We start from the raw sequence: 11,307 nt of genomic DNA, 5'->3' as shown, positions 1-11,307 counted from the left end.
TTTTCCCATCGGGCTTGAGGTTCGAGGTGTCAGTGCTGGTGTGTGTCATCGAAATGCGGAACTGCTCTCATTCAGTGTCAATCATTGGGAATGGCGACAGTCTATCGGGAAAGAGCTCCGCTTAAAAACGCAAAAACCCCGCCTGGGCGGGGTTTTCATACCAACGAGCTCAATCACCGGAAGCGGGCAAGCCAGGCTGCCCGCCCAGATTTACTTGTTGTTGGCTTCATCACGCAGTTCACGACGCAGAATCTTGCCCACATTGGTCTTGGGCAACTCCTCACGGAATTCGAAGTGTTTCGGAACCTTGTAGGCGGTCAGGCGTTCCCGACAGAATTCCTTCAGTTCGTTTTCAGAAACACCCTCAGCCGTGGGGACCAGGTAAACCTTGACTGCTTCACCACTCTTGGCATCCGAAATACCGACCGCGGCACACTCAACAACCTTCGGGTGACCGCTTACCACGTCCTCGATTTCATTCGGGAATACATTGAAGCCGGACACAATGATCATGTCTTTTTTCCGGTCGACAATGCGGATAAACCCGTCTTCCTGAATCAATGCAATATCACCGGTTTTCAAGAAGCCATCGTCAGTAAAGGACTTCCGGGTATCTTCAGGACGCTGCCAGTAGCCGCGCATCACCTGGGGCCCCTTAACGCAGAGCTCGCCCGGCTCACCCAGGGGTGTTTCATTACCTTCGTCGTCAATGGTCTTCACCTGGGTTGACGGTATTGGCAGACCAATAGTGCCCAACTGTATGGCGCTCTGTGGGTTGAAGGTGACAACCGGTGAGGTCTCTGTCATGCCGAAACCTTCGGCAACCTCACAGCCGGTTACTCGCTGCCACATTTTGGCGGTGTCGCTGGTCAGCGCCATGCCGCCGGAAGACGTCAGTTTCAGACTTGTGAAATCCAGGTCCTGAAATTCTTCGTTATTGCACAGCGCAACGAACAGTGTGTTCAAGCCCAGGAAGGCCGTGAATTTGTGGTTTTTCAGCTCCTTCACAAAACCCGCAATGTCACGTGGATTTGGAATCAGAACGTTGTGCGCTCCGGCTTCCAGCATGATCCCGCAGTTCAGGGTAAAGGAATAGATGTGATACAGCGGCAGTGGCGCAATCACCACTTCCTTACCGTCCTGCACAGTATCTTCCATCATTGGACGAACCTGGAGCAGGTTTGCCACCAGGTTGCCATGGGTCAGCATAGCGCCTTTGGCAACGCCTGTTGTGCCACCGGTGTACTGGAGAACAGCGATATCATCCTGCTTGCAATCAACCGGTGTAAATTTTTCACGGGCACCGGCGCTGAGCACAGCCGGCAACTTGTGTGCCTGCGGGATGTTAAAAGGAGGCACCATTTTCTTGACGTGCTTGACCATTGCATTCATCAGAGTCCGCTTGATAGGCGAATGCATGTCCGCGATTTCCGTCACGATCACGTGCTCAATGCCGGTTTGGGGCAGAACCTTTTCAGCGTTCTCCGCCATATTGGCCAAAACGACCAGTGCCTTGGCACCAGAATCGTTGAACTGGTGTTCCATTTCACGCGTTGTATACAGCGGGTTGGTGTTCACCACAATCAGGCCCGCGCGCATGGCACCGAACACGACAACAGGATACTGGCTGATGTTTGGCATCTGCACCGCAATCCGGTCTCCAGGCTTGAGATCGGTCTTGTTTTGCAGCCATGCCGCAAAGTTGCGACTCTGAGTGTCCAGGTCACGGTAAGTGAGAGTTGCGCCAACAGCACTGAAGGCCGGGCGGTCCGCATACTTCTTTACGGCCTGCTCGAACACATCCACCATGCTCTTGTACTTGTTCAGGTCGACCTCGCGCGGCACGCCGGCGGGGTATTTATCCTGATAGAACTGCTCAAAATCCATCACCATCTCCTGTTTGGCGTTTTGATTTTATTGATTCACCAGTGCAAAGCCGATCAAAAATCAACCCTACAAAAGTATCAGCCTCAAAAAAGTCGGGAGAGAATAGCAGTTTTGTTAACGATGAGGTAGTTTTCGGGGCACCAGCCAGAACACTTGTATTCAAATGACAAAGGTGCGGAACACATTATGAGCGACACCCTTGATACTCTTGAAAATATTACCTATGACGAGCTGAATGAGGGTGACACTGCAACCTTCACGCGCACACTTTCAGAAGACGAGCTCGTCCTTTTCGCTGCGGTGTCAGGCGACGTAAATCCGGTGCACCTGGATTCCGAATTTGCCGCCAGGTCCATGTTCAAGGAGCGTATTGCGCACGGAATGTGGAGCGGTTCGCTGATCTCGGCAGCACTGGCAACCGTTATGCCGGGGCCTGGCACAATTTATCTGGAGCAAAACCTCAGTTTCAAACGCCCGGTAAAACTGGATGACACACTTACTGTGACGCTTACCGTTTTGCGAAAGGAGCCCAGGAACCGGGTCGTGGTCCAATGCGATGTGCGTAACCAGAATAACCGACAGGTCGTTGGTGGCGAGGCAAAGGTCATCGCGCCAACCGAGAAGGTGTCACTTCATAAACCGCGCCTGCCAAAAATCACCATCGAAGCGTGATACCCGACTTGCAGGGTAAACTGGAACAGCCTCAGCATCTTCCCCGGCTCTAACCGGGGAGGAAATCCACCGGGAAACGGACCTTCCTGGCTTCAACATTGTCAGAGCCAAAATTGAACAGCCGAACCCTCATGGCAATTCGACGTTCCAGGGCCGGATTCTCCAGCTCCGAATTGACGACATCACAGGCCGAGACCGAACCATCCGGTTCAATAACAAGCTCCAGCAAGACTTTGCCCGCCAGCGTCGGATCCTGGCGCAATTCACGGCGGTATAGCGAGTAGAGAGCTGTTTTCTGTGTGGCAAAGACTTTGCGAATGTTGCTCATCGCCCTCTCTCCGGCCGACGGCTTCGGAGCCTTTGCCCCGGCAACCTTCCGGACCGGCTCTGATGTGGGTTTAACCTGCTTCACCTGATGGCTGTCGACCGCTACCCGGGCACGGGGGGCGTCAGCATCCTCAACCCCTCCACTACCCTGCAATGCAGTCTCGGACTCTGTAACAACCGGGTCTCCAGAAAGTCCCTCGGCACCAGCATTTGCCTGTAAGCGCTTGGCTGGTGCTGGCTTGGATGCCCTCAAGGACGCCAACCGGTCTTTCATCGCCAGCAGGCCTGAACTGGACGCCTTTTCACGAGCCTGCTCAACAGTCTGTCGTTCAGGTGCGTTCTGAACAGGTTCGGGATCTTGCTCCGGCTGAGCCAGTTGGGGCTCAGGCAAATCAGGGGAAGGCGTTGTTACTTCAGGTTCCGGTTCCGCTTCCGGTTCCGGTTTTGGTTCTGGTTCCCGCCCCGGCTGTATTTTCTCAGGCTGCGCCGGAGGTTTGGGCCGCTCAATCAAACGCGCAAGCTGTGGCGGGACCTTTTCAGCCTCCGAGCGTTCAATTTCGGGCACCTCAAGTGTCGGAATGAGGAACGCGGGTGGCACAAAAACGATGAGGGTTAACCCGAGAATCACGCCAAACCGACGCCTTTCTCCGGCGTCTGCGCTCCAGGGTAAACCGGGTGACGCCCCCATTTCCTTTTGGGGTTCAGCCATTACGCACCTCCGCCTCGACCGCAAGCCGAACCTGACGGAACTGCTCGTCTACACAGGTTTGCATAATCTTGCGCAACAACCGGTAATCCGTATCACGGCCCGCCATGATGGTGATTTCGAGTCCCTGCTCCGGAACCCCGGACCGACGGGCTCTGCGATAGGCAAGCTCATCAGACAAACCCGCAATATGGGAATCGCCCACCTCGATACCTTCAATACGGGCGACTTCACGACCCTGAACCAGGATTGATCCGCCATTCACCTGAACCGTCAGATTCTCCACGGCTTCGTTTTCAGATGTGGACTTCGGCAAGGGCACATCCGCGGTATTCTGCATTACCTTTACATCAGAAGAGTTAACCATCAGGAAGAACACCAGGATGGTGAAGATATCCATTAGCGAAACCAGATTCAGGCCACCGGTCCTGTGCATTCGGCCATAATGCCGTTGAACTCTCCGGGCTCTCCGCGACTTTTTCATGCGCCCTCCCGGTTATGCGCCGGATTCACAGCAGCCAAAGGGCGATCCTCCGGCGCATCCATCAGTGACACATCCGGAAACAACTCCCCCTCAACCACGCTTGCAGCAACCACCGCCGGATAAGAGCGAACCGTGTCCATGGCCTTTACCAGGGTCTGGTAGTCGATATCCGGCCCGACCTCGAGGGTGACGTCGGTCTTATCCGGCACACGTTTTTTGATCTGTTTGAGCACAGTCCTGAGGCTCTCAAAGTCCTGTTCGGCGCCATTAACCGGTAAAACCCGGATAACGCCGCGGTTACTGTCAGCCACCTCAATCCCTGCCGGTATCAGGGTCACGATCAGATTCAGTTCCTCAGAGGCCGGAGCCTCTCCTGCCTCCATGCCAGGAAAGTTAAGCTCAATTGTGCGCACCTGGCTGAACACCATTCCCAGAAGCAAAACCGGCACCAGCACAATCATCAGATTCATAAAGGCTGTAATGTCCAGTTCGGGGGAACGGCTGGATTTTCGATGTCGGCGTCTCATGCAACCTCACTCAGCAGCTTTTCCAGTTTCAACGGGCGTTATCACGCTGCTGCGCTCTGATTCGTCGGGTCAGAAACTATATTGAGTAACTTCACGCCCGCCATTTCGAAGCTGTCCACGATTTCGTTGGTGCGGGTTTGCAGGACTGCGTGAAACATCAGCATAGGGATCGCCGACATCAAGCCGAAGGCGGTAGTGTTCATGGCCACAGAAATGCTTTCGGAAAGCAGGCTGGCCTTCTGGGAAGGGTCAGCCGCCGCAACTGCGGTGAAGGCAGAAATCAGACCGATAATGGTGCCCAGCAGTCCTAGCAACGTTGCAATATTGGCGAGCGTGGCCAAGTACTGCGTGCGTTTTTCCAGCCGGGGAAGCACCTCCATCAGGCCCTCCTCCATTGCATACTCAATGTCTTCCCGGCGACTGTTATTAAGGAGTCGACCAATTCCGGCACCCATGATGGAGGCGATGGCACTGTCCGAGTTACTGGCGGCTTTCATTGCCTGCCGATAATCCCTTCTCTGCAAGAGCGGTAAAATCCCTTTCTCAAACGCGGTGCGGTTTCGGTGCCGAACCGCTGCAAGATAGAAAAAGCGCTCGAGGGTTATTGCCAATCCGATCGCAAGGACCACGGCGATGGGGTACATGAAGGGCCCACCTTCCTGGAAAAACCGTACCATTGTATCCAGCATGCTTACTCTCCGTTTTTACTGCACTGTCACGGCTGAATCCATTTCCGGACTCAGAACTAAAGGGTTCAGGGTTTGACGGAACAGCCGATGACGCTCCAGCGCCCTCGGGGCTATCGGCTGCACCAGTTGCGGCACCTTGTCATCAAGGTTGGCTCTTGGCCTGCGCGGCAAGCTGGGGGCCTGCCATGGCAGAATATAAAGCACCCTTGGATCGTCTTCGCCGATACTGGCGGAAATACCTTCAACTTCCAGGCGCACAGACGATGATTCTGGTGCTGGCTCAGAACGAACACTCAAGGTTAGGAAAGCCAGAACGAAGGCTGCCAAAAACAACTCCGGGCTTCGCCGGAACGGTCCATAAAGGCGTGCGACCAAATTCATTTAATCCAGCCTCCGCTGCAGGTCCGCAATCCAGCCCGCCACGGTTTTATCCCCGGCACCACTAATCTCCCGGTATTCCTCGTAGTGCACCAGTGCCTTCTCAAGATCCAGCAAATAAAGCTCGGCAATCACCGCAAGGTTGTAATGCAGCTGGGCAACGTCGGGCGAATACTGCAAACCGGCTTCCAATAAACGCACGGCTTCTTCAAAGCGATGTTCTTCCTTAAGGAGTAAGGCGAGGTTGTTCACGGTGACTGCATCTTCCGGATTCAGCTCAAATGCCTGATGCCAGGCCTCTACGGCGGCCATATTGCGACCCTGCTCATAGGCCCGCTTGCCTTCAAGGGCGTATTTCATTGCCACTTCCGGGTTCGTAGGTGTTGGTTCGGGTTTCTTGACTGCGGGAGCCGAACACCCGGCCAAACCAGCCAGAACAACAATTACCAACACATAACGGATGAGTGATGTCTCAGGCACCATCGTTGGCCTCCCTATTCCAGCTCATCCAGCGGACCGAACGGTTGTAACGGCCGGGATTGAGCTCCGCCAAAACTGCCAGACTCTTACTGACCCAGGCGTCAAATCCCTGAGACGTAATGCGCCGGTGATTCTCTGAATGTAATCGGATTGCCTTTTCCTCAAATGGAAAGGCCTCTTCTTCAAGCAACATCTGATACTGCATACGTTCAAGCTCGTTAAGGTCCCCCGGTACAGACGACGTCATCAGGTCGCGAGCGAGCAACCGATAGAGCTCGGCACGACGGTACAGGGACTCAGAGCGGACCGCTTCCCCGCCCAGGGTTTCAGCGTCCAGGAATCTCTGCCGGGCTGTCTCGAGAGCCTTCTGCTTCCGATCCAGGGATTCATTCAGGGGCTGGATTAACTCCACACTGCTAAAGGTTGCTGCTGCCCTCGCTCCCAGCGCGAGCGAATTCCGTGCAGCCCAGGAGAGCGTGTGTTCGGAATGCCATTGACTGGCAAGCTCGCTGGCGACCAGAGCCTTGCGCCAGCTCGCAGGTTCGTTATCAGATTCGACCAAACGGTGGCGCATGGTCTGCAACCGGATGTGCTGCTCGGCAGTTTGTGGGACAGGATTGGTAGCGAGATAGTCCAGATAAAGCTGGTTACGTCTCTTGATTTCACCCGTTTGATGGAACAGTGCCGCAGCCCTGAGCCGGGCCGGCCAGGGATCAGCAGCACCGATGGATGCATTCAGAAGTTCAGAAGCTGCACGAACCGGCTGGGCAGAGGAAACATAGGCATAAACCAGTTTGTCACTGACCCTGCCAGTAAGCGGATGCTCCGGAAAGTCATTACGGAATTGTTTTAATTCGTCGATGGCTGCAACCAGCTCGGATGCTTTCAGAAGAGTGTTGGCAGCATCAAAGCGCCCCTGAACAGCAATGGCTGAGCCGGGAAGTACCGCTTCTATTCTTCGGAAATGACTTACAGATGCGTCGACTCTACCGGCTTCCGCATCCTGCTCACCCTGTCGGTAAATAACGGTCGCGAGCTGCTGCAGGACGGAGTCTTTCGCATCGGATTCCAGGTCCTCAACGGTTCCTGTTTCAATAAAGTCCAGTGCCTGTTTCCAGGCACGTTCTGCCAATCCGAACTCTCCCCGGCGTTGCCTGACTTTGGCCGTCACGATCCAGCCAGCATACCGCTCAGACGATGAGGCCCGATCATTCCCAATCGCTTTTTGACCATACTCCAGAGCAAGGGCTCCGTTATCTGAAGAGAACCATCGGGTCGCAAGGTCTGCCATCAAACCCGGCAGGCGAGTATCTTCAGGGAATCGGCTGGCGAAACGGTCAGCCTCGGTCGAGAACGCCGTCAAATCCGGTGCAAACCCCTCCTTCTGTTTAGCGCCATCAACCCCGTCACGAAGCAGGGCAACGGCGGCCCACCCGGCATCTGAAGCCTCTGAATACTCGTCAGTTTCGTAGGCAGCCGACCTGAAATCCGCCAACGCTGCTCCATACTGCCCAGCTTGCAGTCGGGCATCACCCGCCAGGCGCAGCACGGCACCGTCCTTTTCCAGGCGCTCTGCCAGAGCCTCATAATAATCACCCGCCAGCGAAAAGGCATTGACGGCCGAGCTGCGACTGCCCTGTTCAGAGGCAATAAACGCCCGATTGTAGTGGTAATCGCCCAACTGCCGGCTGAACAGTTGCCAACGCGCCTGGTCAGATTCGTCAAGGACAGCATATTCGCTGGCGCTTCCGAACATTGCGATATAGTCCGCCTTCGCTCCCCGAAGTTGGTCTTGCGACCCTGCCCGGCTCCAGACATCAGCAATCTGGGCCATGAACCCCGGGTTTTCGGAATGCCCTGGCGCATAGCGAACAAAAGCACGGTTGACCGCGACACTCGCATTAAATTCTCCATTGATCGCGTAGTAGTCAGCCAGCCTGTCGAAAACAAGGTACTCCCAATGCCGCGCAGGCGCATCGCCAAGCCAGGACAGGAGGGTTTCGGCACCATTGCGCCGGGCCGCCATCAACGCGAGGACCCGGAAGGTATCGTCAATCGCATCGACATTGGACTCATTCACGTCGGCAAGACTTTCCTGCGTTGGCAGGAACTCGTCGAGAACGGAAAGAAACGTCTTACCGGCACGGTCCCAGGCTGGGGCCCCCTGTTTGAACTGGCTCCAGCCCAGCATGTAGCGCGCCTTGGCTTCCAGGCCGTCAATGCCTTCCGAGCCGATCAGCGCCTGATATCCGGATTCCGCCTCTGCGAACTCACCGGCCGAAAAAGCTGACTCGGCAATCCGGAACCGGGCCTCCGGAACAAAGGCCGATTTTGGATAGAGCCCTACCAGTTGCCTGAGCCGGTCGATCGACGCCTCAGTCTGTCCGGTCAGTGCGTGAGCCTTCGCCATCTGGTAGAGCAATTCGTCCAGCCTTCCGCTGAAAGAACCACGAGCGAGAATCGATTCGTAACTGTCGATCACCTGATGGTATATGCCTTCCTCTTCTGCGACCGAGAATCCAATGTCCTGCCCCGACTGATCCCGGATGTTGGTCAGACGATTGAGGGCGTCCACCCGGACCTCAGGCTCATCAGAAGTTCTGAACAGACGCTGATAGCGCCGGGCAACCTCAGCAGGCGAAATAGCGGGCAACGGACGCGACTCAAACTTGAGAAAAACCGGGCGCATATCACCGATGGTTTCTCCATCACGCCCCAACTCAACACGGAATGTTTCTTGAGCCAAAGCCTGATTAACCAGAGACAATGCGCAGATGAATCCGACAACCAGGCGATTCATGGCTTCCCCTCATCCAGGTTTTCGAGGGCCAGGTATTCGTAGAGGTGGGCAATCTGCTGCTCGGTTTTGTCGAGGGCAAAAGCCATCCGCCGGTCCTGCTCAGCCACATACTCAAGGGCAAGACTGTCGAGTTTTTTTCCGGCTTTGTTCGTCAGATGATCAACCGAGGTTCGGTATTGATCGGTCTGCGCTTTGAGTGTCCTGGATTGCTGAAGTTGATGGCTGAGTTCTGACGGACGTCCGGCGACTCGGCCATCGAGACTGGTCAACCGGCCGGCTGTGGTCGCCAGTGACTGACTCAGCGCTTTCAGTTTTCGCCTCTGGGCGTCGGTCGTGGCACTTTTTGACAACTGCTCCAGGCCCGCTTGCAGGACCTCCTGCTCATGAAGAAGACCGGAAGCGGACACGTGTCCCCCGGCTCCTGCAATGCTTTCCAGCTGTTGCTCAAGAGTCTCGATAAACACCTTCAGATCACTAGCCTGGCGATCCAGGGTATGGCCCAGAGCAACCAGATCCGCCACTCGACTCACCGCAGCCTGCGCCGCCGGTCGCTCAAGGAACTCGAGTAAATACGCCATTCTCGGCTGCGTCAGGGTCCGGCTGTCGGCAAGAAACCATTCGATGTCAGAGTCACGGGCGTCTTCAACAAGTGTTTTGTAGGCGCCCTGTTCGCCGATTCTGTCAGCCAGCTTTCTGAGCGTTACCCGTTCACTCTCATAAGCAGCATTCGCCGCAAGGTATGCTTCCCCTGCCTGCCCCAGATATCCGGAAAGGTCATACCCACGTCCCATTCCAATCCAGGCATCGGCAACACCCGGGTATGCCAGCGGGTACTTTTTCGCCCTGTGCCAGCTCTGCATTGCAGCCCGCTGATTTCCCCGTTCGGACAACGCCAGACCATGTAAATAGAGAGCCTGAGGCGTGCTGAAACTCTCAAGTGACACGTTCTCCAGAAAGCCAATTGCCTTCTCATATTCACCGTGCTGATAAGCCAGGTAACCGGCCCGTACCAGCAGGCGGCTCCTCAGCTCCGCATTCCTGCCTTTTACTTGATCCCTCTCTGCCATCGCCAGGGCGACCCGAAGTGCCACAAGAGCACGGGCCGGGTTCAGGTCTTCCCGGGCGTAGTCGCTGGAGAGGTTCAGATACCCCACACCTGTCCAGTAGCCCTCGTCCATACCGGCCAGGATCTGCCCGGCCTTGTCCGTGGCACCACTGGATCGAGCCAACTCGGCCAGCTCGTATAACGCCTGTTGCCGGGTTTCCCCGAACCCTGCCCTGGCAGCCAGGTGGAACCACTCTTCCGCCTTTTCAGGCTCCCCCCTACCGGATAGATGCCGCCCCAGAATCAGTGCTGCCTGGCCTCTGTGATACTGGCCTTCAGCCACTTCTCGAAGCGACTCAGTGCCCTCGCTGACCTTCCCGCTCTCCAGCAGCAGCCGCGCATGGAGGAATTCACCGGATTCACCCTCAAGGCTATCGGAAAACGCCATTACGGGGGTCAGGTTGCCAGTCGCGAGGGCGTAGCGTGTCAGTCCTGCTACCAGTTCCTGTGGCATCAGAGGCGAAGCCTGGACAGCCCCCGCTGAGGCTAACAACAGAGCAACGCTTTGGACGCCAACCTTGAACAAAACTGATTTCCAGAAACGGAGCCTCATAGCCGCTTACTTCCACTCAACAAAAGAAACCCGGGGTTCATAGTCCGGAGCGCGAGCATCCAGACTCACCTGCAAACGCAGTGTCCCCGGTTGTTTCTGAAAGCGATGGATCGCCTCCCTGCGAACGAAGTGGTCATTGGCGGAACGCGCGGTAACTATTGTTTTTAGCTCATGGGCGCCGTTAGGGAGGTTTCCGGTAAAGAGCTGTTGAATCCCGCCTTCTTCCAGAGAGCCCCGCTCACGTTCTGAATAGAGGTGTGACGCCACAGGCTTGCCATTGACAAAAAGCTCAACTGAATCGAGATCCAGCGAATCACGAGTGCCAAGTGTCAGGAAAACTGCCAGTCGCGTATCCGCTGGATGAAGGAGCTTTTGCTCCAGTGCATATACCTGTGCGGAGTGGTCTGACACGGCAGCCCTGAGCTGCTCAATCTCGTCATCGATACCAGATGCTGATGCCATTGCCGGGATAACGAGGACCAAAGCCACACAGCCACAGCCCGCCCAGTGCGATGGGATTAATCGACGCTTTGCAGATTGTTGTATGCCGACCATAGCTCTTCTGCCGCCTCCTGCCATTCTCATCTCGGGCAAACTTTTGTAACAAACCGGCAGAAAGCGTAACACTTGGTAACGTCCAAGAACGGTATCCAGATCACCAAATGAAAAACGTTCAGTGGGAAAGTAAAAGTGTCGAGG

11 protein-coding genes are annotated in these 11,307 nt (G+C 55.7%); 1 reads left to right on the top strand and 10 read right to left on the bottom strand.

Annotated features, from left to right (window positions below; genetic code table 11):
* Positions 1–210 precede the first annotated feature (210 nt).
* Positions 211–1,887 (bottom strand): AMP-binding protein, encoded by a 1,677-nt coding sequence (locus KFJ24_RS05210; protein WP_250830009.1) that lies wholly within the window; start codon positions 1,885–1,887, stop codon positions 211–213.
* Positions 1,888–2,073: 186 nt separating this feature from the next.
* Between KFJ24_RS05210 and KFJ24_RS05205 the strand changes: the two genes are divergently transcribed.
* A complete protein-coding gene (locus tag KFJ24_RS05205; protein ID WP_250830008.1) occupies positions 2,074–2,559 on the top strand; it encodes a MaoC/PaaZ C-terminal domain-containing protein in 486 nt (161 codons plus the stop codon).
* 49 nt (positions 2,560–2,608) lie between these two features.
* Here KFJ24_RS05205 and KFJ24_RS05200 read toward each other — a convergent pair whose 3' ends face one another.
* The 9 genes from KFJ24_RS05200 to KFJ24_RS05160 form a co-directional block, all read right to left on the bottom strand.
* Positions 2,609–3,595, bottom strand: coding sequence for an AgmX/PglI C-terminal domain-containing protein (locus tag KFJ24_RS05200; protein ID WP_250830007.1), 987 nt, complete (start codon positions 3,593–3,595; stop codon positions 2,609–2,611).
* On the bottom strand, positions 3,588–4,076 hold the full coding sequence (locus tag KFJ24_RS05195) for an ExbD/TolR family protein (protein WP_250830006.1): 489 nt from the start codon (positions 4,074–4,076) through the stop codon (positions 3,588–3,590). Before KFJ24_RS05195 ends, KFJ24_RS05200 begins: the two co-directional genes overlap by 8 nt.
* Positions 4,073–4,603, bottom strand: a complete 531-nt coding sequence (locus KFJ24_RS05190; RefSeq protein ID WP_250830005.1) for an ExbD/TolR family protein — start codon at positions 4,601–4,603, stop codon at positions 4,073–4,075. Before KFJ24_RS05190 ends, KFJ24_RS05195 begins: the two co-directional genes overlap by 4 nt.
* 41 nt (positions 4,604–4,644) lie before the next feature.
* Positions 4,645–5,292, bottom strand: a complete 648-nt coding sequence (locus KFJ24_RS05185) for a MotA/TolQ/ExbB proton channel family protein (RefSeq protein WP_250830004.1) — start codon at positions 5,290–5,292, stop codon at positions 4,645–4,647.
* Positions 5,293–5,307: 15 nt separating this feature from the next.
* Complete coding sequence (locus KFJ24_RS05180; protein ID WP_250830003.1) at positions 5,308–5,619, bottom strand: hypothetical protein; 312 nt, start codon at positions 5,617–5,619, stop codon at positions 5,308–5,310.
* Between the two features lie 54 nt (positions 5,620–5,673).
* Positions 5,674–6,030, bottom strand: a complete 357-nt coding sequence (locus tag KFJ24_RS05175; protein ID WP_250830002.1) for a tetratricopeptide repeat protein — start codon at positions 6,028–6,030, stop codon at positions 5,674–5,676.
* A gap of 112 nt (positions 6,031–6,142) precedes the next feature.
* A complete protein-coding gene (locus KFJ24_RS05170) occupies positions 6,143–8,950 on the bottom strand; it encodes a tetratricopeptide repeat protein (RefSeq protein ID WP_250830001.1) in 2,808 nt (935 codons plus the stop codon).
* Positions 8,947–10,509, bottom strand: a complete 1,563-nt coding sequence (locus KFJ24_RS05165) for a tetratricopeptide repeat protein (RefSeq protein WP_250830000.1) — start codon at positions 10,507–10,509, stop codon at positions 8,947–8,949. Before KFJ24_RS05165 ends, KFJ24_RS05170 begins: the two co-directional genes overlap by 4 nt.
* Positions 10,510–10,614: 105 nt before the next feature.
* Positions 10,615–11,070 (bottom strand): AraC family transcriptional regulator, encoded by a 456-nt coding sequence (locus tag KFJ24_RS05160; RefSeq protein WP_250829999.1) that lies wholly within the window; start codon positions 11,068–11,070, stop codon positions 10,615–10,617.
* Positions 11,071–11,307 lie beyond the last annotated feature (237 nt).

The organism is Marinobacter sediminum, assembly GCF_023657445.1.
Taxonomy (GTDB): Bacteria; Pseudomonadota; Gammaproteobacteria; order Pseudomonadales; family Oleiphilaceae; genus Marinobacter; species Marinobacter sediminum_A.
The sequence above is the reverse complement of the archived record's forward strand: the minus strand, read 5'-3'. Positions and strand labels throughout refer to the sequence as shown.